At 70.2% G+C, this 24,521-nt stretch carries 26 protein-coding genes and 1 pseudogene; 13 read left to right on the top strand and 14 right to left on the bottom strand.

Annotated elements, in window-relative coordinates; all coding sequences use genetic code 11:
* Window positions 1–155: 155 nt before the first annotated feature.
* Entirely contained in the window at window positions 156–518 is a 363-nt protein-coding gene (locus tag ASC60_RS00950; RefSeq protein ID WP_055545700.1) for a metalloregulator ArsR/SmtB family transcription factor, read from the top strand.
* On the top strand, window positions 511–3,207 hold the full coding sequence (gene mgtA / locus ASC60_RS00945) for a magnesium-translocating P-type ATPase (RefSeq protein WP_079038079.1): 2,697 nt from the start codon (window positions 511–513) through the stop codon (window positions 3,205–3,207). Before ASC60_RS00950 ends, mgtA begins: the two co-directional genes overlap by 8 nt.
* A gap of 4 nt (window positions 3,208–3,211) precedes the next feature.
* On the opposite strand, the gene ASC60_RS00940 is transcribed toward mgtA, so the two are convergent.
* Window positions 3,212–4,762 carry an LCP family protein gene (locus tag ASC60_RS00940; RefSeq protein ID WP_055545698.1) on the bottom strand — a complete coding sequence of 517 codons (1,551 nt, stop codon included), beginning with the start codon at window positions 4,760–4,762 and terminating at the stop codon, window positions 3,212–3,214.
* A 106-nt stretch (window positions 4,763–4,868) separates the two neighbouring features.
* Here ASC60_RS00940 and tatA point away from each other — a divergent pair, with 106 nt between their 5' ends.
* The gene (tatA, locus tag ASC60_RS00935) at window positions 4,869–5,156 is read left to right on the top strand and encodes a Sec-independent protein translocase subunit TatA (RefSeq protein WP_055545696.1); all 288 of its coding nucleotides are present in this window, start codon (window positions 4,869–4,871) and stop codon (window positions 5,154–5,156) included.
* Between the two features lie 24 nt (window positions 5,157–5,180).
* Here tatA and ASC60_RS00930 read toward each other — a convergent pair whose 3' ends face one another.
* Both ASC60_RS00930 and ASC60_RS00925 read right to left on the bottom strand, forming a co-directional pair.
* On the bottom strand, window positions 5,181–5,411 hold the full coding sequence (locus ASC60_RS00930; RefSeq protein WP_199830834.1) for a hypothetical protein: 231 nt from the start codon (window positions 5,409–5,411) through the stop codon (window positions 5,181–5,183).
* Between the two features lie 71 nt (window positions 5,412–5,482).
* Window positions 5,483–5,719 (bottom strand): twin-arginine translocase TatA/TatE family subunit, encoded by a 237-nt coding sequence (locus ASC60_RS00925; RefSeq protein ID WP_370592848.1) that lies wholly within the window; start codon window positions 5,717–5,719, stop codon window positions 5,483–5,485.
* 112 nt (window positions 5,720–5,831) lie between these two features.
* Here ASC60_RS00925 and ASC60_RS00920 point away from each other — a divergent pair, with 112 nt between their 5' ends.
* Together ASC60_RS00920 and ASC60_RS00915 are read left to right on the top strand one after the other, a co-directional pair.
* The gene (locus ASC60_RS00920) at window positions 5,832–6,746 is read left to right on the top strand and encodes an ion transporter (RefSeq protein WP_055545689.1); all 915 of its coding nucleotides are present in this window, start codon (window positions 5,832–5,834) and stop codon (window positions 6,744–6,746) included.
* A gap of 88 nt (window positions 6,747–6,834) precedes the next feature.
* Complete coding sequence (locus ASC60_RS00915) at window positions 6,835–8,085, top strand: hypothetical protein (protein ID WP_159043188.1); 1,251 nt, start codon at window positions 6,835–6,837, stop codon at window positions 8,083–8,085.
* Window positions 8,086–8,434: 349 nt separating this feature from the next.
* Here the strand turns inward: ASC60_RS00915 and ASC60_RS00910 are convergent, their stop codons facing one another.
* From ASC60_RS00910 to ASC60_RS00895, 4 genes are all read right to left on the bottom strand, one after another.
* Window positions 8,435–9,445: an aldo/keto reductase gene (locus ASC60_RS00910; protein ID WP_055545685.1), complete on the bottom strand. Its 1,011-nt coding sequence runs from the start codon at window positions 9,443–9,445 to the stop codon at window positions 8,435–8,437.
* A 344-nt stretch (window positions 9,446–9,789) separates the two neighbouring features.
* Window positions 9,790–10,788, bottom strand: coding sequence for an NADP-dependent oxidoreductase (locus ASC60_RS00905; protein WP_055547061.1), 999 nt, complete (start codon window positions 10,786–10,788; stop codon window positions 9,790–9,792).
* A 32-nt stretch (window positions 10,789–10,820) separates the two neighbouring features.
* Window positions 10,821–11,876 carry an aldo/keto reductase gene (locus ASC60_RS00900; RefSeq protein ID WP_055545683.1) on the bottom strand — a complete coding sequence of 352 codons (1,056 nt, stop codon included), beginning with the start codon at window positions 11,874–11,876 and terminating at the stop codon, window positions 10,821–10,823.
* A 56-nt stretch (window positions 11,877–11,932) separates the two neighbouring features.
* Window positions 11,933–12,619, bottom strand: a complete 687-nt coding sequence (locus tag ASC60_RS00895; RefSeq protein ID WP_055545681.1) for an SDR family oxidoreductase — start codon at window positions 12,617–12,619, stop codon at window positions 11,933–11,935.
* 120 nt (window positions 12,620–12,739) lie between these two features.
* On the opposite strand from ASC60_RS00895, the gene ASC60_RS00890 reads away from it, so the two are divergent.
* Window positions 12,740–13,300, top strand: coding sequence for a TetR/AcrR family transcriptional regulator (locus tag ASC60_RS00890; RefSeq protein ID WP_055545679.1), 561 nt, complete (start codon window positions 12,740–12,742; stop codon window positions 13,298–13,300).
* Window positions 13,301–13,621: 321 nt separating this feature from the next.
* Here ASC60_RS00890 and ASC60_RS00885 read toward each other — a convergent pair whose 3' ends face one another.
* On the bottom strand, window positions 13,622–14,323 hold the full coding sequence (locus tag ASC60_RS00885) for an MFS transporter (protein ID WP_055545677.1): 702 nt from the start codon (window positions 14,321–14,323) through the stop codon (window positions 13,622–13,624).
* Between the two features lie 83 nt (window positions 14,324–14,406).
* Here ASC60_RS00885 and ASC60_RS43660 point away from each other — a divergent pair, with 83 nt between their 5' ends.
* Window positions 14,407–14,940, top strand: coding sequence for a nitroreductase family deazaflavin-dependent oxidoreductase (locus tag ASC60_RS43660; RefSeq protein WP_079038077.1), 534 nt, complete (start codon window positions 14,407–14,409; stop codon window positions 14,938–14,940).
* 31 nt (window positions 14,941–14,971) lie between these two features.
* Here the strand turns inward: ASC60_RS43660 and ASC60_RS00875 are convergent, their stop codons facing one another.
* From ASC60_RS00875 to ASC60_RS00865, 3 genes are all read right to left on the bottom strand, one after another.
* Window positions 14,972–16,690, bottom strand: coding sequence for a chloride channel protein (locus tag ASC60_RS00875; RefSeq protein WP_055547059.1), 1,719 nt, complete (start codon window positions 16,688–16,690; stop codon window positions 14,972–14,974).
* Window positions 16,691–16,900: 210 nt separating this feature from the next.
* Window positions 16,901–17,392: a MarR family winged helix-turn-helix transcriptional regulator gene (locus ASC60_RS00870; protein ID WP_055545673.1), complete on the bottom strand. Its 492-nt coding sequence runs from the start codon at window positions 17,390–17,392 to the stop codon at window positions 16,901–16,903.
* A gap of 102 nt (window positions 17,393–17,494) precedes the next feature.
* On the bottom strand, window positions 17,495–18,256 hold the full coding sequence (locus ASC60_RS00865; RefSeq protein ID WP_055545671.1) for a class I SAM-dependent methyltransferase: 762 nt from the start codon (window positions 18,254–18,256) through the stop codon (window positions 17,495–17,497).
* A 50-nt stretch (window positions 18,257–18,306) separates the two neighbouring features.
* On the opposite strand from ASC60_RS00865, the gene ASC60_RS43920 reads away from it, so the two are divergent.
* From ASC60_RS43920 to ASC60_RS41980, 3 genes are all read left to right on the top strand, one after another.
* Complete coding sequence (locus tag ASC60_RS43920; protein ID WP_370592878.1) at window positions 18,307–18,645, top strand: hypothetical protein; 339 nt, start codon at window positions 18,307–18,309, stop codon at window positions 18,643–18,645.
* A 391-nt stretch (window positions 18,646–19,036) separates the two neighbouring features.
* Window positions 19,037–19,402, top strand: a complete 366-nt coding sequence (locus ASC60_RS00860; protein ID WP_055545669.1) for a PadR family transcriptional regulator — start codon at window positions 19,037–19,039, stop codon at window positions 19,400–19,402.
* Entirely contained in the window at window positions 19,399–19,977 is a 579-nt protein-coding gene (locus tag ASC60_RS41980; protein WP_055545667.1) for a hypothetical protein, read from the top strand. The genes ASC60_RS00860 and ASC60_RS41980 overlap by 4 nt, the downstream gene beginning before the upstream one ends.
* A gap of 313 nt (window positions 19,978–20,290) precedes the next feature.
* On the opposite strand, the pseudogene ASC60_RS00850 reads toward ASC60_RS41980, so the two are convergent.
* From ASC60_RS00850 to ASC60_RS00835, 3 genes and pseudogenes are all read right to left on the bottom strand, one after another.
* A pseudogene (locus ASC60_RS00850) lies at window positions 20,291–20,782 on the bottom strand (serine/threonine-protein phosphatase); the annotation flags it as partial.
* Between the two features lie 245 nt (window positions 20,783–21,027).
* Window positions 21,028–21,288 (bottom strand): hypothetical protein, encoded by a 261-nt coding sequence (locus ASC60_RS00845; protein WP_044581650.1) that lies wholly within the window; start codon window positions 21,286–21,288, stop codon window positions 21,028–21,030.
* Between the two features lie 316 nt (window positions 21,289–21,604).
* Window positions 21,605–22,189, bottom strand: a complete 585-nt coding sequence (locus ASC60_RS00835; protein WP_055545665.1) for a DUF5994 family protein — start codon at window positions 22,187–22,189, stop codon at window positions 21,605–21,607.
* A gap of 260 nt (window positions 22,190–22,449) precedes the next feature.
* Between ASC60_RS00835 and ASC60_RS00830 the strand changes: the two genes are divergently transcribed.
* The 3 genes from ASC60_RS00830 to ASC60_RS00820 all read left to right on the top strand — a co-directional run bounded on the left by ASC60_RS00830 (window position 22,450) and on the right by ASC60_RS00820 (window position 24,441).
* Window positions 22,450–22,977: a DUF5994 family protein gene (locus tag ASC60_RS00830; RefSeq protein WP_055545663.1), complete on the top strand. Its 528-nt coding sequence runs from the start codon at window positions 22,450–22,452 to the stop codon at window positions 22,975–22,977.
* A 763-nt stretch (window positions 22,978–23,740) separates the two neighbouring features.
* Complete coding sequence (locus ASC60_RS00825; RefSeq protein WP_055547057.1) at window positions 23,741–24,001, top strand: CopG family transcriptional regulator; 261 nt, start codon at window positions 23,741–23,743, stop codon at window positions 23,999–24,001.
* Window positions 23,998–24,441 (top strand): PIN domain-containing protein, encoded by a 444-nt coding sequence (locus ASC60_RS00820; RefSeq protein ID WP_055545661.1) that lies wholly within the window; start codon window positions 23,998–24,000, stop codon window positions 24,439–24,441. The genes ASC60_RS00825 and ASC60_RS00820 overlap by 4 nt, the downstream gene beginning before the upstream one ends.
* Window positions 24,442–24,521 lie beyond the last annotated feature (80 nt).

Raw genomic sequence — 24,521 nt, 5'->3', positions numbered from 1 at the left:
AAGCGGCATATGACGATTCATTGTTGACGGCAGGTGATCTGAGTCTCACTCTGTGTACGGACGAACGGTTCCGGGCGCACGGACGCCGAGGCCGGACGCCTACACTTTGGTCGGCGCATGGGCGTCGGCTGTGATGTGGGCGGGACGGAGAGACTGTGGCGGAGAACGTGGGGGGCTACGCGGACCCGTCCGCCGAGGTTCTGGCGGAGGCGGCCGCCGCCTTCGGGCTGCTCGCCTCGTCGGCCCGGCTGCACCTGATGTGGACCCTGTCCCAGGGCGAGAGCGATGTGTCCCACCTCGCCGACCGGGTGGGCGGTGCGCTGCCCGCGGTCAGCCAGCACCTGGCCAAGCTGAAGCTCGCCGGGCTGGTGCGCTCCCGCCGTGAGGGCCGACGGCAGGTCTATTACGTCGACGACCCCGACATCGTGACCGTGGTGCGCGTGATGGTCGGGCAGCTCACCGCGCGCTCGCAGCAAGCCTCCGCACCGGTGAGCCGACTGCGCGGGACCGGTGGCTGAGACTGCCCCGGCTTCGGAGCAGGACGCCGCCGAGCACCCCGTTCCCGGGGCCGCTCCCGGGGCCCCCGGGGCCGCGTCGGCGCCCGGGGGTGACCAGGGCGCCGTCGACGGATCCCGTGCGGGATCCTCCGCGCCGACCGTGCTCGAGGTGCTGCGCCGGCTCGACAGCGGTCCGCGCGGCCTGACGGAAGCGCAGGCCGAGGAGCGCCTGGCCCGGTTCGGGGAGAACACGCTTCCGGACCGGCACGACCCCTCGTGGCCGCGGCTGTTCGTCCGCAGCCTGCGCGACCCGTTCACGGCGGTGCTCGGGTGCCTCGGGCTGGTCTCGGCGGCCGTCTTCGCCTGGGGCACCGCCTCGGTGATCCTCCTGCTCGTCGTGGTGAGCTGCGTACTGAGGGCTTCCGGGGAGCATCGGGCCGACCGGTCCATGGTCGCGCTGCGCGAGCTGGTCGCCACCACCGCCACCGTGCTGCGGCGCACCGACGGGGACGGCGCGCCGACCGCCCGCGAGGTCCCGGTGGACGAGCTGGTACCCGGCGACGTGGTGCGCCTCGGCCCGGGCGACCTCGTGCTGGCGGACGTACGGCTGCTGCGGGCGAGCGGCCTGACCGTGCACCAGGCCGCGCTGACGGGAGAATCGGCCCCCGTCGCGAAGTGCGCGGACGACCTTCCTCGCGGGACCGGCCGCGACGTGTTCGAGCAGCCGCAGATGTGTTTCCAGGGCAGCAGCGTCGCCTCCGGCAGCGCCGTCGCGCTCGTCACCGCGACCGCCGCGCACACGCGGTTCGCCGCCGCATACGGCCGCTCCGCGGGTCGGCGGGAGACGAGCGACTTCGACCGTTCCGTGCACGGCATTTCCTGGGCCCTGATCCGGTTCATGCTGCTCACGCCGCCCCTGGTCCTCATGGCCAACGCGGCGGTGCGCGGGCGCGGTCTGGAGACGCTGCCGTTCGCGGTGGCGGTGGCGGTCGGGCTGACGCCCGAGATGCTGCCGGTCCTCGTCACCACGTGCCTGGCCCGCGGCGCGTCGCTCCTGGCCCGGGCCCACGGGGTGATCGTCAAGCGGCTGCCCGCGTTGCACGACATCGGCGCCGTGGACGTGCTGTGTCTGGACAAGACCGGCACCCTCACCCAGGACCGGTCGGTCGTCCACCGCTCGCTCGGCCCGGACGGCCGGGACGACCCCGAGGTCCTGCACTGGGCCGCCGTGAACGCCTGGTGGACCTTGCAGCTCGCCGATCTCCCGGCACCCGACGCCCTCGACGAGGCGATCCTGGACGCGGCCGACGAGGACGCGCTCATGGCGTACGACGGGACGGCGGCCCTCCCCTTCGACCCGCTCCGCCGCCTCGCCACCGCCGTCGTCCGCACCCCCGGCCGCCTCGGCAGCCACACCCTGGTCGTCAAGGGGGACGTCGAGGCCGTCCTCCAGCGCTGCGCCCTGGCCGAGAACGAGCGCGAACGGCTCCGCGGCCTCGCCGACCAGCAGGCCGAGGACGGTCTGCGCGTCCTGGCGGTCGCCACCGCCGAGCGCCCGGCGCGCGCTCGTGACTACACCCCGGCCGACGAACGCGGCCTCGGCTTCCGCGGCCTGATCACCCTGCGGGACGCGCTCGCTCCCACCGCCGCCGACGCGCTGGAAGTCCTTGACGACCAGGGCGTCGGCGTCAAGATCCTCACGGGCGACCACCCGGGCACCGCCGTCCGAGCCTGCCGCGACCTCGGCATTCCCGTCACCGGCGAAGGGGTGCTCACCGCCGATCGCCTCGACGGCCTCACCGACGCCGAACTCCGCGACCTCGCCGTCCGCACGACCGTCTTCGCGCGCTGCACCCCCGAGCACAAGGCCCGCGTCGCGCGGGCCCTGCGGGCCGCCGGGCACACCGTGGGCTTCCTCGGCGACGGTGTGAACGACCTGCCCGCCCTGCGCACCGCCGACGTCGGCATCGCCCCGCGCAACGCCGCCGACGTGGCCCGCGAGGGCGCCGACGTGGTGCTCGCCGACAAGGACCTCACCGCGATCGCGCACGCCATCGGCGCGGGTCGGCACGCGAGCGGCAACATCGCCACGTATCTGCGCGTCACGCTGTCCTCGAACCTCGGCAACGTCATCGCGATGCTCGCCGCGGGGCTGCTCCTGCCCTTCCTGCCGATGCTGCCGACCCAGGTCCTGACCCAGAACCTGTGTTTCGACGCGGCCCAGCTCGCCTTCGCCCACGACCGCCCGCACCCCTCGGTGCTGCGCCGCCCGACCGTGCTGCGCCCGCGCGACCTGCTGCGGTTCATCACCGGGTTCGGGATGCTCAACGCCGTCGCCGACCTCGCCACCTTCGGCGTCCTCGCGCTCGCCCTGCACGGACCGGGCACGGGGGACGACAAGGCGGTGTTCCACTCGGGCTGGTTCACCGAGAACCTGCTCACCCAGGCTCTCGTGATGCTGCTCCTGCGCGTCGGCCGCCGCGGCGCCGAGGGGCGCGGACCAGGCCCGATCGCCTGCGCCGCGGCGGCGCTGGCCGTCATCGGCCTGCTGCTGCCGCCCTCACCGCTCGGCCCGCTGCTCGGCCTGACCGCCCTGCCGGGCGTGTACTACCCGCTTCTCGCCGCGGTCCTGGTGCTGTACGCCGCCGCTCTCCTGGCGGCCAGGGCGCGTCACGAGCGACGGTGTGCGGAAAGCGGGATGCCGCTCTGAGGCGTCAGCCACCGGCCCCGTACGACAGGTCGGAGCACGGGTCGTCGTCGGCGGAGCGGGCGTCGTCCGCCACGGAGCCGGGGACGGCGGTCGACGTCGCCGAAGGACTCTTGTCGGCGTAGGAAGCACCCACGACCACGTTGATGCCTGATCCGCCGATCGACTCCAGCCGGGCGCCGGGGAAGAGCTTGGCCACCGTCTCGGCCTGGCTCTGCCGACCCGCGCCGTACTGGACGACCGTGGCAGCGTGCTCTTGGCTGCTCGCGTTGGCCGTGCCGGTGACCGTGAAGCCGTGGTCGGTGAGGGTGGCGGCGGCCGTGGACGCCAGGCCGCCGGTGGTCGTGCCGTTGTAGACCGCGACATCGATGCCGTCCCCGGAGACGTTCTCGCCGGGGCTCGGCGACGCGGAGGCGGACGCCGCGCCGGTGCGCTTCTTGCCGCTGGCGTCGTGCCCGTCGACGGTGCGGTCGGCCTTGAGGGCGGCCCACAGGTCGGACGCGTCCGGCTCGCGGAGCGCGACGCGCGAGCCCTGGTAGCGCCAGGGGAGGGTGACGAACTTGGTGTTGTGCAGGTCGACGTCCTTGAGCGACATCGCGAACGAGATCAGCTTCTGCGCCGAGCCCAGGCCCGGGTCGACCGTCATGGACTTGGTGGCGGCGTCGGCGAGCGGCAGCAGTTTCGTCGGCGTGAACCCGTCGCTCTTGATCTTCTTGAGGAGGCTGGAGACGAACGCCTGCTGGCGCTTGATCCGCCCTATGTCGGAGCCGTCGCCGATGCCGTGCCGGAGGCGGACGTAGTCCAGGGCCCTCTGCCCCGAGACGTTCTGCTCGCCCTTCTTGAAGAGCAGGCTGCCGCGGGTGGTGCGATGGGGGCTGAGATCCTTCTCGTAGACGTCGCCCGGCAGGCACACCTTCACCCCGCCCACCACGTCCGTGAGGCTGGCGAACCCCTTGAAGTCGACGACCACCGTGTGGTCGACGCGCAGGCCGGTGAGCTCCTCCACCGTGTTCTGGGTGCAGGCCGGGTTGCCCTTCTCCGTCTGCCCGACCGAGAAGGCCGCGTTGAACATCGTGTCGCTCTGAGGCTCGGTCCAGGTGCCGTCGGGAAGCTTGCACGACGGGATGGTGACGAGCATGTCGCGGGGTATGGACACCGCGATCGCGTGTTCGTGGTCGGCGTAGACGTGCAGCAGGAACGCGGTGTCGGAGCGGCCTATGTCGTCCTTGCTGCCACCGCCCAGTGCGTTGTTCCCGCCGGTCCGCGCGTCCGAGCCGATGACCAGGACGTTCGTGCCCTTGGACGAACCGGCCTCGGGGCGATTCTTGGACAGGCCGTCCCCGTCGAAGACATCGATGTCGCCGTTCAGCTTCAGGTAGAGCCAGCCCAGACCGGCCGTCCCGAGCACCGCCACCGCCAGGACGATGAGCAGCGCCGTCCGCAGCGGGCGGCGTGTGCGGCGCTGTGCCCCGCGGCTGCCACTCGCCCTGCCGCGACGGGGCGGTTCCGCCCGGCGCCGACGGCGGGAGGGGGTGGCCTGCTCGCTGGTGGTGGTCATCCGTGGGCCCTCATCCGTCCGGCTCATACGGAGGGGACGCCTGACCCCATCGCATAGTTGTACAGTTGCGCAATGTAGCAAAGATTGCAGAGAAGGGCGGGACGGAATGCTCCGCAACGGACTGGAGCCCTGGCACCTGCTGATCGTGGCCATCATGATCATCGTGCTGTTCGGCTCGAAGAAGCTGCCCGACGCCGCCCGCGGGCTGGGCAGGTCGATGCGCATCCTCAAGAGCGAGGCCAAGGCCATGAAGGACGACGGCGACGGCGCCGCGCAGGCCGAATCGGCGCCTCCGGCCGTCCGGGCCGTTCCCGGGGAAGCCGCGCCCGGGGAAACCGCGCCCGGGGAAGCGGCGGCGGCACGCCCGGCCGCCCGGGGCGACCAGGCCCACTGATCCCTCGCGCGCCTGCCGGGCGCGTCAGGGGCTGGCGATGTCGAAGCCGTACCGCAGCGGTTCGCTGGTCACGTCGTGGTGGCGGCGGTAGACGTACACCGCCTCCGCGCGCACGCCGTGCGGCGCGGCCTCCATCTCACAGGGATGCGTCACCTGGATCACGCGCGGGCGGCCGGCGACCTTCATCCGCAGCCCGTCCACGGGCCCTCCGGCGAGCACCGCGGTCTCCCATTCCGTCATGCCGGTCGTCTCCATGCCGACAGTTTAAGGGTTGCGCAATTAACAGCCTGACCTGCGGGCGGCGCGACGGCAGCGCTCCCGATGCCTCAGGAACGCGGGGAGGGTCCGTCCCGGTCGACGACGGTGCCGGAAACCACGCGGCCGGGGCGCGCGCCCTGGGAGTCCCGCTCGGTGAGCGTCTTGGCCTCGCTCCGGAAGATGCGGGCCGCCTTGCCCGCCGAACGCGTCAGCTCGGGCAGCTTCTTGATCCCGAGGAGCACGGTGGCGACGACGAGAAACACGGCCAGTTCACTCAAGCCGAACATCGGGTCTGCCCTCCGCATGGCAATCTACAGTGCTGTAGAAGTCTCTCCCGAAGAGTCATCGCCCAACAAGGTCTCCTTCCAGCCGGGTTGGCCGCGACATGCCGTATGAGCCGAGGAGCAGGGCAGCAGGATGCCGGAGCAGCAAGACCAGACGACCGCCGTGCCGCCCCTGCCCGCCCGGCAGGAGCTGGCACGCCGCTGCCGCGGCATCACCGAAGCCCGCTGGTTCGTCCTGACCGTCTTCGCCGTCATCCTGCTCAACGCGGCGCTGCTGGGCGTGGAGACCTACTCCGGCCTGGTCGAGGAGTGGCATCGGTGGCTGCGGCTCGCCGAGCACGCCTGCCTGGCCGCGTTCACCGCCGAGATCCTGCTGCGCCTGGGCGTGCACGCCAACCGCCCGGCCGACTTCTGGAAGGACCCGTGGAACCTCTTCGACCTCTCCGTGGTCCTGTGTGCCTTCCTTCCCGTCGTACGCGAGAACGCCACCGTGCTGCGGCTGCTGCGGCTTGCCCGCGTGCTGCGCACGGCCCGCTTCCTGCCGCAGCTCCGCATCGTCCTGGCCGCGGTCGCCCGCAGCCTGCCCGGCACGCTCAGCTTCCTGCTCGTGGGCGCCCTGCTGCTGTACGTGTACGCGATGGTGGGCTGGGTCTTCTTCGGCAGCCAGGACCCGGGGCACTACGGTTCCATCGGCCGCGCCGTCCTCACCCTGTTCCTGCTGATGACCCTGGACGGCATCGGCGAGGCGGTGCACGCGGGCCTGGAGATCTCCCGTTGGAGCATCGCCTACTACGCCTCCTACGTCCTGCTCGCCTCGTTCGTCCTGGTGAACGTCCTCATCGGCGTGGTCATCACATCCCTCGACGAAGCCCGCGAGATGGAGAAGGAGGAGCCCGCGCCAGGCCCGCGGACCCCTCCCGGCCCGGAGGACCAACGCCTGCTGATCGAGCGCATCACGGCAGCCCGACGCGCCCTGGACGCCCTCGAACACGACCTGGCCCGGACGCCGCCGCCCCCTGCTCGCCAAGCGGCAGGGCGGAGCGGGTGACGAGAAAGGCAGACCCGGCGCGGGCCGGAAGACCCTGGTGGACGATCCGAAGATGTTGCCCTTTTTGTGTGCGTTTAGGGTGGGCGTCATGGGTCGAATACACAGGATCGTCCCGTTACTGACGGTCGTCGTCTTCGTGCTCTTGCACGTCTTCGCCTATCCGGGCACGCGCTTCGCCAATGACTCATACCGCTACGCCCGCTCGGCGTACGAGTTCTTGGGCGCCCCTCACCGGGAAGCCCAGGACAAGGCGCTGCGGGCCTACTGCGCGGACACCGCGGCCATGCTCCAGCGAAACCGCATGCTGCACCAGATCCAGTTCCGGGCCCCGGTGCGCCGCCAGGAGTTCCAGGAGTGCCTGACTCAGTATGCGAAGGGGCTCAACCCCAGCGATCCGCGGTACGAGGCGCTCTTTCACGCGCGTCCCGCCTATCCACTGCTGGCCGCGCCGTTCGTCCGGCTCCTGGGGGCCAAGGCGGGGCTGACGGCCGTTGCCCTGGCTTTCACCGCGTTCGGAGGGCTGCTGGTCCTGGTCCTCTTGCGCGCGCTGCGCGCACCGCCTTCGGTGGCATGGCTCGGTCAGTGCCTGTACTACGTCACGCCCATAGGGCTGTGGGGCAGCCGTCCCATGACCGAAGGCCCGGTCCTTGCCCTCATGGTGGCCATGCTGCTCGCCGCGGTGTGGCTGTACCAGGGGCGGTGGACCGCGGGGGCTCTGCTGTCCGTGGGGGCCTTCGCGCTGGGTTTCGCGGTCAAGTACTCAAGCTTCGCCCTGGTGGCGCCATGCCTGGTGGCGGCGAGTGCGCTGGCGCTGATGTTCGTCCCACAGGCCCGGCACAAGGGCACGCACTGCCTGCTCATCGTCTCGCTCTTCGAGTCCCTGGCCGCCTTCGCGATGAGCAGGGCGCTCCGGTTGCCCGGCTTGGAGGCCTCGCTCCAGGACACCTTCTCCCTCCACTGGACGTACTCCGAAGTCACGCACCCATGGCGGCTGCTGGTCCGGCTCGATGTCAACTACTGGTGGCAGTGGCTGCAGAGAGAGGCATTGGCTCCCTCCCTGCTCTTCCTCCTGGCGTTGGGCGTCTGGGGCGCGATGAGCCGGTCGGTGCCCATCGCGCTGTGCCTGATCGCCGTGGGCGGCACGGGCCTGCTGACGGCCGCGGCCCACCCGCTGGCGATGGAGGGCGACAGGCTCTACGTGCAGGTGTGGTTGATCGTCGTCGTCGGACTGCCCCTCCTGGTCGAGCGGCTGCGCACGAGCGGCCGGTCCTCCGACGCGCTGCCCGCGCGAAGTGATCCTCTGTTGAAGAGCGACGGGCGTAAAGGGGCGCGCGGGTAGGAGATCGGGAGCAGGTGCCCGCCGCGGTGGTTGTCGCGCAGGGCGACAATCCCGGTCACTGCCTCACCGCGGTGGTCGAACACAGGGCCGCCGGAGAAACCCCGCTCGACCGCCCAGTCCGTCAGGTTCTCAGCCTCGATCCGCACCACTGCCCAGTCGGGCCGCTGACTTACGCGGATCACTCCCGTCGCCCGCTGCCGGCCGCGGTGGGGGCATCCTGCTCACCGCGCCGGCGGGCAGCGCGCGGATCATGCGGCTGCGCGCGACCGCCCGCAAGCACCGCCGGGCCGACCGCAGGGCTGTGAAGGCCGAGGCCAAGGACTCGTCGAAGGCCCGGCGGCAGCCCGGACTACCGGGAGCCCGCCACAGGCTGCTGCTTGTAGAAGGACTCCGCCAGGTAGGCGGCCTCGTGCGGCTGGTAGGGCTCCTCCAAGTAGGCGGCCTCGTCTTCGTCGAGTTCGACGTCCACCGCGGCGACCGCGTCGGCCAGCTGGGCCGGCTTGGTGACCCCGATGATGGGCGAGGTCACCGCCGGGTTGCGCATGACCCAGGCCAGGGCGACCTGGGCCGGGGACAGACCCCGCTTGCCCGCGATCTCGTGGACGCGCTCGGCCACCGCCTGGTCCTCGTCGCGGTAGAGGATCTTGTCGCCCGCGTCGGTTGCGGCACGCGCCGTGGCGGTGTCCCGGGCCCGCGTCAGCCTGCCCCGCGCCAGCGGGCTCCACGGAATCACGCCGATGCCCTGGTCGGCGCAGAGCGGGAGCATCTCCCGCTCTGCTTCCCGGTGGATGAGGTTGTAGTGGTCCTGCATCGACACGAACCGGGTCCAGCCGTTCAGGTCAGCCAGGTACAGGGCCTTGGCGAACTGCCAGGCGTACATCGAAGAGGCTCCGATGTAGCGGACCTTCCCGGACTTGACCGCGTCGTGCAGCGCCTCGAGGGTTTCCTCGATCGGGGTGTCGTAGTCCCAGCGGTGGATCTGGTACAGGTCGATGTAGTCGGTCCCCAGTCGCTTCAGGGAGGCGTCGAGCTCGGCGAAGATCGCCTTGCGGGACAGCCCGGCGCCGTTCGGGCCGGGTCGCATCCGCATCCAGACCTTGGTGGCGAGAACGACCTCCTCGCGCCGGGTGAAGTCCTTGACCGCCTGGCCGACGATCTCCTCGCTGCTTCCGGCGCTGTACCCGTTGGCCGTGTCGAGGAAGTTGACGCCGCACTCGAGGGCCTGCTTGATGATGTCCCGGCTGGCGTCCGCACCCAGCGACCAGGGCTCGCCGCCCCGCTCCGGCTCGCCGAAGCTCATGCAGCCGAGGGTGATGGCGGAGACTTCCAGTCCGGTCGTTCCGAGTTTGATGTATCGCATGCGGCCGAACCTAGGAGTTGGAGTGCGCTCCAACGCAATACGCATCGGTCCGGAATCCGGAGACGTGGGGCATGTGGGCCCTGTCAGGTTTCGAACACGCGGCGTTGCAAGCCGCGGTACGGCGCACCTTTCCGGCATGAGGGACTTTTCGGGGGCCCTGGAGTTCCTCCGCCGACGCGGACACGGGGGTGAGCGACGTGCCCGCACCCGCTGAGGGGCATCCCTTCAGACGTCGTCCAGCCAGGGCCGCTCACTCGACTTTGAAGAGCAGCAGTTGAAGACCCTCCTGCGCAAGCCTGACCTGCGGCGCCTGGCGATGACCTTGCCGGTCGGGAGACATCCGCTCATGTCATCGTGACGACGACCTTGCCGGCCTTGGCGCGTCCCCCCTCGACGTACGCCATGGCCTCCCGGGTCTCCTCGAACGGGAAGACACAATCGACGACGGGGCGGATCTTCCCGGCGTCGATGAGCGGGGTGAGTTCGCGCAGCTGGTCGCCGCTGGCCTTCATGAACAGGAACGAGTACGTCACGCCTCGGCGCTTGGCGCGGCGCCGGGTGGTGAAGCTCAGCGCGCTCATCGCCAGCCGGAGGAACGCGTTCGCGCCCAGCTCACGGGCGAAGGCCGCGTCGGGAGGGCCTGCGATGCCGATGACCTTCCCACCGGGTTTGAGTACCCGCAGGGACTTCTCCAGCGTCTCACCGCCGAGGGTGTCCAGGACGACGTCGTAGCCGTCGAGGACCGTCTCGAAAGCCTGCTTCTTGTAGTCGACGACGATGTCCGCGCCCAGCTGCTTGACCAGGTCGACCTTGGCCGTGCTCGCGGTGGTGGCCACGTGGGCGCCCAGGTGTTTGGCCAGCTGGATGGCGATGGTGCCGACGCCGCCGGAGCCCGCGTGGATCAAGATCTTCTGCCCTGGCCGTACCTGTGCCCGCTCGACCAGCGCCTGCCATGAGGTCAGGGCGGCCAAGGGAAGGGACGCGGCCTCGGTCATGGTGAGCGTGGCCGGTTTGATCGCCACGTCGTCCTGGTGGACGGCGATGAGTTCGGCGAACGTGCCGATGCGGTCCTTGCCGGGCCGCGCGTAGACCTCATCGCCCACCGCGAATCCCGTGACGGCCGATCCCACCCGGACGACCACCCCGGCGAGGTCGTTGCCCAGGATGAGCGGGAGACGGTACGGCAGGATCGCCTTGAAGTCCCCGTCACGGAGCTTGAGATCGAGCGGGTTGACGCTCGCCGCGTGAACCCGGACCAGGACATCGTCCGCGCCCACCCGTGGGTCGGGCCTTTCACCGGCGCGCACCCCGTCGCCGTACCGCTCGACCATGAACGTCTTCATCGTCGTCTCCGTCTCGTTCATGCCTTCGTGTGTCAGGCCGCGGTGTGAGCTGGGGCGATGACGCGGCTGGAGTCGCCGCCCTGGATGCCGTCCAGGGATGCGGCGATCGCCTCGTGAGGAACGCCGAGCGGCACCGCGCTGATGTCCGAGAGGCGGGCGAACTGCTCGGGGTCCAGCTGGACGTCGAGGGCGCCCAGGTAGCCGTCGAGCTGGGTGAGGTTGCGCGGCCCGATGATCGGGACGAGTGAGGTCGCGGACCGGGCGGCCCGCTCCCGCACCCAGGCCACCGACACCTGGGCGGGCGTCACGCCGATCTCCTCCGCGATGGCCAGGACGGTGTCGACGACGGCGGTCTTCTGGCCGGTGCTCTCCGTGTGGATGACCGCCCCCAGGTCACTCAGCCGCCCCTCGGTGCTGAGCCGGTACTTTCCGGTGAGCAGTCCGCCGCCGAGCGGGGACCACAGGGCGGCGCCGAGTCCGAGGCTCTCGGCCATCGGCAGCAGTTCGCGGTCGGCGGTTCGCTCGACGAGGCTGTATTCGTTCTGGATGCCCACGATGGGCGACCAGTTCCTCAGGTCCGCGAGGGTCACGGCGCGGGAGACCCGCCAGGCGGGGAAGTTGGACAGGGCGGCGTGATGGATCTTGCCGGAACTCACCAGATCGTCCAGCCCCCGCAGGATCTCCTCCATGGGGGTGAGCTGGTCGGGGAAGTGCACCCAGAGCAGGTCGATGTAGTCGGTGCCCAGGCGCTTCAGACTGGACTCCACCGAGGCGACCATGTTCTTGCGGCTGTTGCCCGTGGCGGAGATGCCCGGCCGAGGAGCGGCTCCGAGAGTGAACTTGGTGGCCAGGACGAAGTGGTCCCGATCGGCAGAGATGAACGTGCCCGTCAGCTCTTCCGACTCGCCGAACTGGTAGGTGTCCGCGGTGTCGAGGAAAGTGCCCCCGGCTTCGGCGAACCGGTCGAAGATCCGGCGCGCCTCGTCCGGCTCGGCGCCGGCGCCCCAGCCGGTGCCGAAGTTCGCCGTGCCGAGCGCGTACTCGGACACGCGCAGCCCAGTGCGGTTCCCGAAGGTCGTGTAACGCATCAGGTGTCCTTGCTCAAGATCGAGGATCGATGGGAGGAGGGGCGTGGCGGGGCGCCTCAGGCCGCGTTCGGCGAAGCGGCCAGGGTCTGCTTGACGTACCGGGTGGTCTCATCGGCGAGGATCTCGGGCAGGCCCGTCTCGATGCCGTGCAGGGCCTGCGCGGCGACCTCGGCGGGGTCGGCCTTCTGGTCGGCGGGAACGCCCGCGGCCATGTCGGTGTCCATGTATCCGACGTGCAGTGCCGAGACGGTGATGCCGCGGGGTGCCAGCTCCTCCCGGGCCGCGTCGGTCAGCGCCCATGCCGCGGCCTTGGCCGCCGCGTAGGACCCGAGGCCGGCCGGGTGCAGCCAGGACAGCACGGACAGGACGTTGAGCACGGCGCCGCCGCCGTTGCCCTCGATGACCGGGGTGAACGCCCGTGTCACGGCGAGCGGGCCGAAGAAGTTCGTCTCCATCTCCAGGCGCACCGCGTCCAGGCCGCCCGCGACCAGCGGCGTGGCGGTGGAGATGCCCGCGTTGTTCACCAGCAGTGTCACGTCGGATGCGGTGCGGGCCGCGGCCCGGATCGACTCCTCGTCCGTCACGTCCAACCGCAGCGGGGTGACGCCCGGAAGATCCACCGTCTCGGGGCGGCGGGCCGCCGCGTAGACCTTCGCTCCGCGCTCCACGAGCTGGACGGCCAGGTGGCGGCCCAGTCCCCGGTTGGCGCCGGTGACCACCGCGACCGCGTTCGTCAGTTCCATGTGTGCTCCCAGCGATGCGGGGCCGTTCGACCCGGCCCACACTCATTAGATGATGACGACAATCTAAAACCTCCCCTAGGATAGATGTCAACCGGCATCCAATCGGGAGGTGGCTGGCTGATGGGCCGCGTATCGAAGGCGCAGGCGGAGGAGAACCGCAGGCGGGTCGTGGAAACCGCCTCCCGGCTGTTCCGGGAACAGGGAACCCAGGTCAGCGTCACCGACCTGATGAAGGCGGCCGGTCTGACCCACGGCGGCTTCTACAAGCAGTTCGTCTCCAAAGAGGCGCTCGTCGACGAAGCCACCGCCCACGCGTTCGACGGGCTCACCCGGCTCCGCGACGAAGGCCTCAAGCGGCACGGCGGGCAGCGCGGCGCCGCTCAGCGGGAGCTGATCGACAGCTACCTGTCCATCGAGCACCGCGACAGCGCGGCAGACGGGTGTCCCGCTGCCGCGCTCGCCGCCGACATGGCGCGCGAACCCGGAGATCGCGAGGCCCGCCGCGTCTACACCGAGGGAGTGGGAGAGTTCGCCGAGTGGCTCGCCACCGAGGACCAGGACGGCATCACCCGGCTGTGCACCATGCTCGGCGCACTGGTCCTGGCCCGGGCCACCAAGGACTCCCCGCTCTCCGAGGAGATCCTCACCGCCGCGCACGCAGCCTTGACGACCACCAGCTGATCAGGGATGCGGTGGCGGACGGCAGGCCGCAGGAAACCACCGGCCTGTCCGGGGCAAGGCCGCATGCGGGGCCGACGGTGAGAGCGCGCCATTGCCCCTGGAGGCCCTGCCTGGGGGCCCATGCCGGGGCTGGGTAACGTGGTTTTTCCTCCGCCAGAGGCAACAAGAGGTCGCGGAGGGCATCGACGCGAGGGTGCGTGCGGCGCGCGACAAGGCCCTCTCCCGGCCACGGCCGGCGCGGGAAGCCTGACGGTGAAGGGGCTGGGGCGAATCGATGCGCCTCAGCCCGCCTCCGCTTTCGCTCGGGTCAGGGCTGGTGGGTCAACCGGGTGGCTTGGCTGCGAGGGTGGCCAGGGCGAGGCAGACGGCCATGACTGCTGCCATCGGCGCGGGGCTGTGGGTGCCGAACAGCCCGACCAGCGGGGAGGCGGCCGCGCCGAGGAGGAACTGGCCGCCGCCCAGGAGGGCGGAGGTGGCCCCGGGCGCCGTGCGCCCGCGGCTTTGGGCGATGGTGACCACCGCGGGGAAGAAGACCCCGAACGCGGTGAGGGAGAGCGAAAGGCACAGCCATGTCACGGACAGGGTGCTGCCGACGGTCACTTGGACGAGCAGCAGGGCCGCTGGGCCCGCCATCGCCAGTACGGCACTGCCGATGAGCAGGGTTTCGGCGGACCAGCGTGTGGCCAGCCGTCCGAAGGCCGGACTGCCGGCCATGTTGCCGAGGGCATTGACGCCGTAGACGAGGCCGGCGAGGCTCGGGGCGAGGTGGTGGATGTCCTGGAAGACGAAGGTGGTCCCGGCGATATAGGCGAAGACCGCCGCCCCGCCGAAGGCCAGGGTGAGCACCGGGGCGATGACGGTGCGCCGGGCGGCCACCTGGCCGATGGTGCGAAGGCTGCCGATCAGCCCTCCGGTCAGGCGCGCATGTGGCGGACGGGATTCCGGGACCCAGCGCAGTACGCCCAGGACGAGGAGCAGACCGACGAGGGCGAGCGCCGCGAAGACGTAACGCCAGGACACCACGAGCAGCAGGGCTCCCCCCGCCAGTGGGGCCAGAACCGGGGCCGTGGCGGTGATCGGCCAGTTCGGAGGGCGTCAACGCGCCGCTGTGCCGAAGGTTCGCCAGCACCGAAGCGGCCAGTCGCGTCAGCGCCCGGCCGCTTCCCGGCTGCTCGGCGCGAAGCCGCGACGCAAGCCGGGACACCCCCCAGCGCAGCGACTCGGCCAGCAGGAGATCCGGCTTCGCTTGGCGGACGGGACGCACCAGTGGTCTGCCGCGGCAGACCGTCCTGGAGGTGACCGGCCGTGATCCGGAGACCGGCGCCTATCACCTCGCCTCCGGGTTCGGCCCGGGAGCGCAGTGGTACCGCAACATCCAGCGCACCCCTCACGTCACCGTCCAGGTCGGACGGCGCCGGACATCCGCGGTCGCCGAGCCGCTGGGCCCGGAGGAGTCCGGGCGCCTGTTGGCCGCCTACGCCCTGCGCCATCCGCGCCTGGCCCGCGGCCTGATGCGCATGTGCGGCCTGGAGCCCGACGGCAGCGCCGAGGACTACGACCGCATCGGACGCGCCCACATCCCCTTCGTCCGGGTCCTCCCCGACGAACGCCCCGCGCGGCGGTTGAGCCCCGGCGCGTAAACGCCGCCGAGCCCAGGTCAGGGGCCCCAGGTCAGGGGGCCGCCGGCGAGGCCGGGTGCGCGGGGGTGTGGAGGGCGCTCAGGACGGTCTGGTGGGTGAGCCAGCCGACCGGCTCGCCGTGCTCCGCGCCCAGGACGGGAACCCCGGCGCCGTCGGCGGCGACCAGCGTGTGCAACGCCCCGGACAGTGGCATGCCGGCGGTCACCGTCTGAGGCCGCTCGGCGAGGTCGGCAACGGTGCATGGGGTGGCGGGCGCGTCGAGGGCGGGGTCGGGCTCGGTGAGCGCTTCGGCCACGGCGCGTGCGGTGACCACGCCCAGATACCGCCCGTCCCGGCCGGTGACGGGGAGGACACCGTGCCCGGAGCGGGCGAGGGTGTCGGCGGTGTCCGTCAGCGGCAGCGTTCCGGGGAGGGCGGTGGGGAGGTCCTCCATCACGTCGTGGACGGTCGCGCCGGACAGCGGGGAGGTGAGCCGCGCGCTGTCCAGGTCGATGCCGCGGCGGCGGAGCTTGAGGGTGTAGATGGTGTCGCGCGACAGCAGGCGGCTGGTCAGGGTGGCCAGGACGATGGCGAGCATCATCGGCAGGATGATGGAGTACTCGCCGGTCAGCTCGAACAGCACGATCACCGCGGTGATCGGGGCGCGGGCCGAGCCGGCGAAGGCCGCACCCATGCCGACGAGCCCGTAGGCGCCCACCGCTCCTGTGGCGCCGGGCAGGAGCTGGTGGGCGGTGACACCGAACGCGGTCCCGGTCATCGCGCCGAGAAAGAGGCTGGGGGCGAACACCCCGCCCGAACCGCCGATGCCGATGGTCAGACTGGTCGCGACGATCTTGCCGACCAGCAGGACCAGCAGCAGGCCGACGGCGTACCTGCCCTTGATGGCGTTCTCCAGGACCGGGTAGCCCACCCCGTACATCTGGGGCAGCGCCAGCAGCAGTCCGCCCAGCAGCAGTCCGCCGACGGCCGGGCGCAGCCACTCCGGGCCGCGCCAGGCCCAGTCGCAGGCGTCCTCGATCAGGTAGAGCACCCGGGTGAACGCCACGCCGACCGCGCCCGCGACCGCCCCGAGCAGCGCGAACAGCAGATACTGCGCGGGATGTCCGACGTGGAAGGCGGGCAGCGTCAGGAACGCCTCGTTCCCCAGCGCCGCCCGGCCGATGACGCTGGCGGTGACGCTGGAGAGGACCACGGCGCCGAAGGACTCCACGGCGAAGTCCCGCAGGATCAGCTCCATGGCGAAGAACACCCCGGCCAGCGGGGCGTTGAAGGTGGCGGCGATCCCACCGGCCGCACCGCACGCGACCAGCAGCCGCCTGCGGTCCTCCGGCATCCGCAGCACGCCCCCCACGGTCGAGCCCAGCGCCGAACCGATCTGCACGATCGGTCCCTCCCGGCCCACCGAGCCGCCCGACCCCATGCACAGGGCCGAGGCCAGTGCCTTGACCACCGCGACCTGCGGGGCGATCCGGCCCCCGCGATGGGCGACCGCGTACATCACCTCCGGTACGCCGTGTCCGCGCGCCTCCTTGGCGAAGCGCTGCACCAGCGGCCCGTACAGCAGGCCGCCGACCACCGGGGCCAGCACCACGAACCATGGGCCGAGCCATGGCAGGCCCGGGTGGGCGGCGTGTCCGGCGGCGGAGTAGTCGGCGTGGCCCGACAGCAGCCGGGTGAAGGTCTGGATCAGCCACCGGAAGGCGATCGCCCCCAGCCCGGCGCCACAGCCCACCACCAGCGCGAGCGCGATCACCCTTCCCTGCCCCTGCGGTACGCCGCTCAGCAGCCGGGTGCCCGCTCGCGCGGGAAGAGAGGGCGTTCGCCGGAGACCGATCGTTTCGCTACCCATATTTGCATTATGCAAAAGAATGGGTGTGGTGCACAGGTGACACCCGTCGGGTCAGCAGTGAGGAACGGATACCGGGGGTGCCCTGTGCGCGCTGAAGCCGCCCCCGGGTGGTCACCAGGTCGCGTGCGCCTGCGGTCCCCCCTCGACCGACGGCTCGCCGCCCGCTTCCGTGAACGCCCGCAACGCTTCGATGAGATGGCGTCGCTTGCCGGGCGGCATCTCATCGACAATGCGCGCGATCTCCCGCCGCCGCCTGCCGGTGGCCTCGCTCACGACCCGCCTGCCGTCCCTGGTGAGGGAAATCACACTGGCGCGCCGGTCCTCGGCGGAGACACCCCGCGCGGCCATGCCCGCCGCGACCAGGCGGTCGATCATGCGCATCGCGGTCGACGGCTGCACCCCCAGCTCCCCGGCCAGCCCGGACAGGCTCAACGGCCCCCGGCCGTCGAGGACGACCAGCATCCGGAACTGCGGCAGCGTCAGGGTTTCCTCCACCGCGGCCAACGACCGGGCGGAAACGGCGACGAGCAGCCGGGACGCGGTCAGCAGGGCGGTGACCATCGCCTCGGCATCGGACTCGGAGGCGGATGAAGGCTGGGGCATACGCCCTTTCTATCGTCCTGGCTCCGAGGCCGCGTGCCCGGCGGTCCCCGATATGGCGTCCGCCCACGTGAGGAGAACCCGGCCGAGGTGTGCCTCGGACCGTCAGGGGCGGGCCGCCACCAGGAGATCGACCACATAGGTCTCTTCCACGGCCTCGTCGGGGAAAGCCCTGCTGAGCCGCTCACGCTCATCGGTGAGAAAGGCGTGACGGCCGGCCTCATCGAGGACGAGGAACGCCGAGCGGCTGCCGATGTTGGCGAGGTGCGTGTCCAGGGGGACCATACGACTCCAGCGCACCTGACGGCGCGTGACCCGCAGCCCCGTCAGGCCCGCCAGCGTGACGGCTTCACCGTCGTCCGGACGCACCGCGGACCTCGGCTTCACGCCGCAGTGGTGAGCGATGCGCTCGTGCTGCTCACGGATCCACGGCACATCGAAGGCCGTGGTGTTCCACCAGATCGCCAGCGCGCCGCTCGGCCGCAGGACCCGCAACGCTTCCGGAACGGAGCGGCCGGGATCGGTCCATTGCCAGGACTGGGCGTAGACCATGAGGTCGAAGGAAGCATCGGCCAGCGGCAGCGCGTTACCGTCCCCCCGTACGATCGGCACATCCGGAAGCGCCCGGCGGAACACGGCGGCCATTCGCTCACCGGGCTCGACAGCGACCGCATCGGCTCCCCGCTCCCGCAGCAGCACGGTGGCGATTCCGGTGCCCGCCCCGACGTCGGCGACCCGGGCACCGGCCAGGCGACGGCCCGCGAACTCCTCGATGGTGTCGAAGAGCGCGGGTGGGTAAGACGGCCGACTCGCCGCGTACTGGGCAGCGGCCACATCGAATGACTGGGCACGCGGGCTGATGGACATCCCCCCATCATCGCCTTCAGACCACAAGGCTTTCGACGGACGAAGCGGATCTGGAACGGTTCGACAAGTGGCTGGCCAAGATCGCCGCACGCGACTACTTCCACGCCCCGGGCGGCACGGCGGCGCGGGAGGCAGTGGAGCGGTGCCGCACCGCATTGGCCGCTTTCGAAGCCGCCGCCCTCGCCGCCCAGGCCGGAACACACCCCGCGTGGCCGCCGCGGGCTCGTACGCAGGCCCTTCCGCGCCGAGTTGGGGCACGCGGAGGGCACGGCGGCCCCGGAGAGGTCTGGACAACAAACCAGGCCCGGGTCTGTGACCCGGGCCTTCGCTGTGGAGCGGGTGACGAGAATCGAACTCGCGCTCCGAGCTTGGAAATCACTGGGTGCTAGACGGCTTGCATGGCATCTGACCTGCATATATGCATGCTGATGGGTGCTGTCGGCGTGGCTTCATGGCACCGCTGTTGACCCCCTTGCGCTGCCCTGAAGGGCACGGACAGGGCACGTGCACGCCCGACTACCGAGCAAGGGGCGCAGGTGGGGCAAGGCGGCGCGCAACGCGTTGTGGACCCGGTCACAGCGTTGCAGCCGCGACCAGTCCGTAGGGGGTCCGACCGCCGGCGGTCCCGACGCAGCGCAAGGCCCACCGCGAGTACGAGAACCGCGCCAACATCCTCGTGTCCGACACCCTGTAGCGAACTTTCCGAGCCCCAAGATCATCCCGTAGCGGGTTTCTGGCGTATCTGGACTGCGGTTGACACGTTCGTCTAGTATGCATTGCATGGTAGCTGGCAAAGCAAGCAATCACGTGGAGGCCCGCGGTGTCAGCCAGCTGCGCAAGGGCGTGCTGGAGTACTGCGTCCTGGCGTTGCTGTGTGACAGGCCCCGCTATGGGGTGGAGCTGCTGGAGGCTCTTGCGGATACGCCGGTCATGGCGACCAGTCAGGGAACGCTGTATCCGCTGCTGTCCCGTCTGCGCAAAAGTGGCCTGGCGGACACGTTCCTGGTGGAGTCGGCCAGCGGGCCGTCTCGCAGGTACTACGAGCTGACCGACCAGGGTCGGCAGGCCCTGGACGAGTTCTCCGGGCACTGGCCCGGTTTCCGTGATGCTGTCGACCGTTTCCTCGTTTCTGGAGCTGAATCATGAGCGACCCCCTGACCCACCCGCTGGTTCGCACTTACCTGGCCTCGGTCGACAGGGAGGCAGCAGTGCTGTCCGGCGACCGGCGCCGTGACCTGGTGGCGGACCTGCGCGAGCACATCGAGTCTGTGCTGCCGCAGGGCGCCGATGACGCAACGGTCCAGCAGGCCCTGGACCAGCTCGGCACCCCCCGGGAGATCGCCGCCGCCGCGATCGCCGAAGAGCCCGGCGTCAACCCGCTGCAGCCGGAAAGCAACGCGCGCACCACTCTGACCCTGGGCATGATGGTTTTGGCCGCCCCGTTCTTCTGGGTCCTCGGTATCGGCCTCGTACTGGCCGTCCCTGCCGCCGTGCGGATCTGGCGCTCTACCGCATGGACCAGGCGGGACAAGCGCCTGGGCAGCATCTGCGCCCTCTCACCCCTCCTGGTGACCCCCGCGGCTGCCGCACCGTTCGCTTTCGCCGACGGGCTCGACGCCGCCGCACTCATCGGCGCATTCCTGATCGCCATGGTGATCCCGCTGGCCGGAGCCATCCGACTGGGACGCAGCGCCGCACGCCTGCACCTGCACGCAGCCTGAATGACCCGCGGCGCCGGGACGCCAAGTACTGCTCAGCCCGTTGTCGAGACCGTGCTTACCGGCGTCGGCACCGTCAGTACGGTGACGTCGAGGCATCGGGAAAACGAGCTGTACCGACGGGTACGACGCGCTGACGTCACGCAACGCCAATCTCTTCGCGGAGCCGTCCCAGGTCAGCGATGGCGCTGAAACCTACCGGCGGGTTACTTGCTCCCTGGCGTCTGAGCCAGGACTCCGGGGGCCCTGCACCGATGTTCCCCAACGCGGCTTCAGCTCACGATGTGCAGGGGAGCCAACGGGTTCGGCAGACGGCACGGCGGCGGGCGTGGAAGAACTGATCGGTATAGCTGTTCTTGGTGACCAGCATGTCGGCGACCAGGCCGGCGAGTCGCCGCAGCAACCGCCGGTCGTCGTCATCGACGCTGTTCAGGGTGACGGCCAGCACCCCCACCTCGTCGCTGCCGTCCAGCAGCGGCAGGAACACCCGTACGCCATCGGCCTGCGGATGTTCCACCGCCGCCGCGCTCAGAAAAGCCCTGCCGGCCTCGGAATCGTCGATCCGCTCGGACTCCCCGACCACGAGTCTCATGCCCGGCAGGGGAGCCAGTATCAGCTGGTCGTAGTCCTGGAGGAGGATCGAGACGTCCCGACCGCCGATCCTGCTCACTTCCTCCGAGACCAGCGGGGCGATCAGCTGGGGCGGCATCTCGTGAGCCCGGTCCAGCAGCACGCCCAGCAGCCGTTCACCGAATCCCTCTGACCGGTCCACCGTGACTTTGCGGAAGCCCTCTTCACCTTCTGTCATGGCGACCTCGTTTCGTGCACCGCCCTCACCCAGGGGTAAGCGCTTGTGCCGCTTGCCGCGCTGTGGCCGTCCTGCCCCCTCCACCCCGGCGTCGCCGCGCTTTCCTCAACGGCTCCGGCGTGGAAACACCGGAGCCGCCCTTTCGGGTCGGTCGCACGTGAGAGTGAACCGGCCCATTCGCCATCCTATGCCGGGCGCACCTTTCCGGCATGACGAACATTTCGGGTCCACTGACGGGCATCCCTTCAGACTTCGTCCGTCTGCGTGGCCTCCTGCCCGGAGGGCCGACTTGCTACCAGCCAGGACCGCGCCGGCTCTGCCGTGTGCGTGGTGTCCACGGTGAGATGGAGGCGGGTTCCGCCGTCCGCACCGGCGGGATAGCTCCGCTGTTCGGCGCCGGCGAAGCAGCGACGGAGTACCTCCGCGACCTGACGGGCGACCTCGGGGGACGCGGCGACGATACGCACCTCGGCGCGCCCTGCCGGGAGTGATTCCGGTGGCTGCATGGTGACCCCGTTCATCAGGAAGGCGCTCCGCTGGGCGTGGGGCCCCGCTGCGCGCCCACCGGACCCGGTCAGGAGAAGGCCATGCGTCGTCCGCGGCCCGTCGCGGTGTTCGGGGTGAGGAGGGGGCGACGCGTGATCAGACGGGCTTGCCGGCTGTCGGCTCTTCCGGCTCCGTCTGCCGACTCCCGGCAGGGCATCGCTGTAGTGGAATGCTGCGATGCGTTCGTTGTGCCGGCCATTGAGCAGGTGGATCAGCAGCACTCCGAGCATGATCATGCCGATGATCACGGACACCGTGATGACGGTCTCCACATCCTCACCTCCCCTGGAACTCGGAAGTCCGGTGGAGCTCAGGAGTCCGGCCGGGTTCGGCCTCCGGCCGCCACTGAGGCGGCCCACCATCGGTCTCCCACTCCTCCTCCCGGCTGCGATCCTCCCCGGCCTCACGGAAGGCGGTTTCGCTCGCCATCAGACCGCTGGCGGTGAGGAGGCCACCGACGGTGGCCGCGGCGGCCATCAGCCGGGCGGCTGCTGCCGCACTCGTCTCCGGCGGGATCACCAGAAGGTCCCAGCGGCCTGCGGCGTAGGACAGCAGGATCAACTTATGCGGGTCCTGCTCATCGGTGAACCAGCCCACGTTCACCGTGTGCCCGGTCGCCGGCACCTTGCGCGGAATCACGGGCCAGTGGGCCGGGTTCACGGAGACCCGCGTGATCCGGCCCCAGCATGCGTCCAGCACGTCCGTCAGGGTGGGCAGCTCACGGAGGAGATCGCGGGAGCGAGGCCACCACGCACCGTCCAGAAGACCCGGAACCGGGCTGGACGGCGTCAGTGACAAGCGGGCCGACGCTGACGAGGTCACACACTCATCGGTCGTCGTACGGTCGACGGTCACGGTCATGGCGCGGACCCGTCCCCGGGCATGTCTTGCGACGTCCCGGTGTTGTTGCTCGCCGAGAACGACACCCGCGTGGAAGCCGGTGTGCGAAATGCTCCCGGTGTTTTCACTGTACTCCGGGGCGTGCCCCCGGCCCGCGTGCGATCAGTCACTTCTCCAGGACCCGGGTCCGGTTTCCGCAGGGCGCGGCTGAGCCTGTGAGTGGGTTCCCGGAGTACGGTGAAACCGGCGGTCCACCGAACCCCGCAGGGGGTGAGCAGACCATGTCCGACGCCGACACCCCGCATGAAGTGAATCTTCTGCCGGACGCGATCCAGCATGCCGTGAAACCGGGAACAGCCCTGCTGCGGTTGGCGACGACACATACCCGCGAGGGCATCCTCGACGGTGCGTGGTGGCCGCGATCCCGCGACATAGGCACCGAGCTTCCCGTCCTGGTCACCGCGCTGACCGAGCACCTCGGACCCGTCGTGCGCGTCGGTCTGGACGCCGGTGCCTGGGAAGAACTGCCGACACGACTGATCATCGACGACCGCATCGTGCACATCGACTCGTTCCCGGTGGGTGACGACACCATCCTCATCACCCGAGGCGATCAAGACCTCTTCTCCCTGCTGGTGATCCCGCCGCACGCGACGCCCGACGCGGCACGCGCGGCGATGGCCCGGGCCGTCCGCGCCGACAACATCACACCGGCCAAGCAAATCCTCATCGACACCGGCACCGGCCGAGCCCGCCCGATTGCCGAGAAAGGCGCGCACACAGGCCCGGAACGCCGTAGCACGTCCTGACGACCCCCTTGCGGTGCGACCACAGCCTCAGCCTGCTGACACCCAGTAAGGCACCGACGTCACACCCCCTGATGAACGGCCGCCCGCGAACTTTGCCTGATCGCCGCCTCATGGGCCCATTGCGACTCCTTCTGGTGGCTCCGCGCCCGTCTATGCGGATCGAACGGCGTCGTCGCCGCCCCGTTCGGCCCGCCCACTCGTGGTGGGGAAGGGCGGGCCAGGGCGAGGCGAAGCATGGTGGCACGCTCATCTGGTGAGCGCGAGTCTGGGAAGGGATCGCCAGGCTCAGGGCACCTCGCCGCTGTCGATGTCGGGGCTGCTGCCGAAGAGCGGGTCACGAGGCACGGTCGACTCTGCCGAGATGCCGTTCTCGGTGCGTGCCCCGAGGATCGTGCCCTTATACGTGACCCATCAGCAGGGCACGTATAGGGCAATGTGCCGTCGACGCAGAGGGGACGGTCCGGATGACAAACCAGGCCCGGGTCTGTGACCTGGGCCTTTGCTATGGAGCGGGTGACGAGAATCGAACTCGCGCTCTGAGCTTGGGAATCACCGGGCATTGCGGACTTGGAACTGGTTCTCACCTGCTGGAACCGGTGATGTGCCGAGCCACGTCCGGGCTGGCCCTACGCCCTGATTGACCGTGGTTCGCCGCTCCATCGGGCACACGTCGGGCACGACTGACTCTGGAAGCCCCGCGTCTACATCGAGGGGATCGAAACACTGACATACATCAATGTGGTACATGTGTTACTCTAGGTACATGTCCATGAAGCGCACCAACGTCTACGCCGACCCGGAAGACCTCGCCATCATCAAAGAGGCGGCCAAGCGTCGCGGCATCAGTGAGGCCGAGATCATCCGGCAGGGCATCCATCTCGCTGCCATGGCCAATCGCGTGTGGGACGAGCCGTTGTTCTCCCGCACTTTCGCCGGCCCTGGGCGCACGCTCACCAAGGACGAGGTACGTGATGTTGTTGCTGATGCTGCCCAGCGCGTAACCGGTTCAGGGACTACTGCGTGATCGTCGTCATCGCTGACACCTCCGGCCTGCTGGCAGCGCTCGATTCCACGCATCCGGAGCACGAAGCGGCGCAGGAGGCCATCATGGCCGCCGGTCTGCTCGTCATGTCGCCATTGCTGCTTGCTGAACTCGACCACGTAGCCACCCGCGAACTGGGCCGCGAGGCCGCAGTGAGCGCGATCGATGACATCCGGGGCTGGATGCGCCGCGGCCGGGTGTCCGTACCGGAGATCACCGAGGGGCACCTCGGCATCGCTCAGACCGTCCGATCCCGCTACCTTGCGCTCGACCTTGATCTCACCGACGTGGTGAACGTTGCCCTGGCGGCCGACTACGACACCGACGCGATCCTCACCCTGGACCGCCGGGACTTCCGTGCTGTACGCCCCCTCGGCCATCACAAAGCGTTCCGCGTCCTGCCTGACGATCTATCCCTCTGAAGTCCCACTGCATTCCGGAACGCCTCTAAGGCCAGTTCGCGCTCTCCCGTGCGGAGTTGTCGACCCGTGGTGGGTCGGTG

This window comes from Streptomyces sp. NBRC 110028 (genome assembly GCF_001417735.1).
Lineage (GTDB): Bacteria > Actinomycetota > Actinomycetes > Streptomycetales > Streptomycetaceae > Streptomyces.
The sequence above is the reverse complement of the archived record's forward strand: the minus strand, read 5'-3'. Positions and strand labels throughout refer to the sequence as shown.

Coding starts and splice junctions, on each gene's coding strand:
- ASC60_RS00940 (WP_055545698.1), bottom strand. CDS start 4,762: ATGACCACCACCAGCGAGCAGGCCACCCCCTCCCGCCGTCGGCGCCGG.
- tatA (WP_055545696.1), top strand. CDS start 4,869: ATGCTCCGCAACGGACTGGAGCCCTGGCACCTGCTGATCGTGGCCATC.
- ASC60_RS00930 (WP_199830834.1), bottom strand. CDS start 5,411: ATGGAGACGACCGGCATGACGGAATGGGAGACCGCGGTGCTCGCCGGA.
- ASC60_RS00925 (WP_370592848.1), bottom strand. CDS start 5,719: ATGCGGAGGGCAGACCCGATGTTCGGCTTGAGTGAACTGGCCGTGTTT.
- ASC60_RS00920 (WP_055545689.1), top strand. CDS start 5,832: ATGCCGGAGCAGCAAGACCAGACGACCGCCGTGCCGCCCCTGCCCGCC.
- ASC60_RS00915 (WP_159043188.1), top strand. CDS start 6,835: ATGGGTCGAATACACAGGATCGTCCCGTTACTGACGGTCGTCGTCTTC.
- ASC60_RS00910 (WP_055545685.1), bottom strand. CDS start 9,445: ATGCGATACATCAAACTCGGAACGACCGGACTGGAAGTCTCCGCCATC.
- ASC60_RS00905 (WP_055547061.1), bottom strand. CDS start 10,788: ATGAAGACGTTCATGGTCGAGCGGTACGGCGACGGGGTGCGCGCCGGT.
- ASC60_RS00900 (WP_055545683.1), bottom strand. CDS start 11,876: ATGCGTTACACGACCTTCGGGAACCGCACTGGGCTGCGCGTGTCCGAG.
- ASC60_RS00895 (WP_055545681.1), bottom strand. CDS start 12,619: ATGGAACTGACGAACGCGGTCGCGGTGGTCACCGGCGCCAACCGGGGA.
- ASC60_RS00890 (WP_055545679.1), top strand. CDS start 12,740: ATGGGCCGCGTATCGAAGGCGCAGGCGGAGGAGAACCGCAGGCGGGTC.
- ASC60_RS00870 (WP_055545673.1), bottom strand. CDS start 17,392: ATGCCCCAGCCTTCATCCGCCTCCGAGTCCGATGCCGAGGCGATGGTC.
- ASC60_RS00865 (WP_055545671.1), bottom strand. CDS start 18,256: ATGTCCATCAGCCCGCGTGCCCAGTCATTCGATGTGGCCGCTGCCCAG.
- ASC60_RS00860 (WP_055545669.1), top strand. CDS start 19,037: ATGGTAGCTGGCAAAGCAAGCAATCACGTGGAGGCCCGCGGTGTCAGC.
- ASC60_RS41980 (WP_055545667.1), top strand. CDS start 19,399: ATGAGCGACCCCCTGACCCACCCGCTGGTTCGCACTTACCTGGCCTCG.
- ASC60_RS00845 (WP_044581650.1), bottom strand. CDS start 21,288: ATGCAGCCACCGGAATCACTCCCGGCAGGGCGCGCCGAGGTGCGTATC.
- ASC60_RS00835 (WP_055545665.1), bottom strand. CDS start 22,189: ATGACCGTGACCGTCGACCGTACGACGACCGATGAGTGTGTGACCTCG.
- ASC60_RS00830 (WP_055545663.1), top strand. CDS start 22,450: ATGTCCGACGCCGACACCCCGCATGAAGTGAATCTTCTGCCGGACGCG.
- ASC60_RS00825 (WP_055547057.1), top strand. CDS start 23,741: ATGTCCATGAAGCGCACCAACGTCTACGCCGACCCGGAAGACCTCGCC.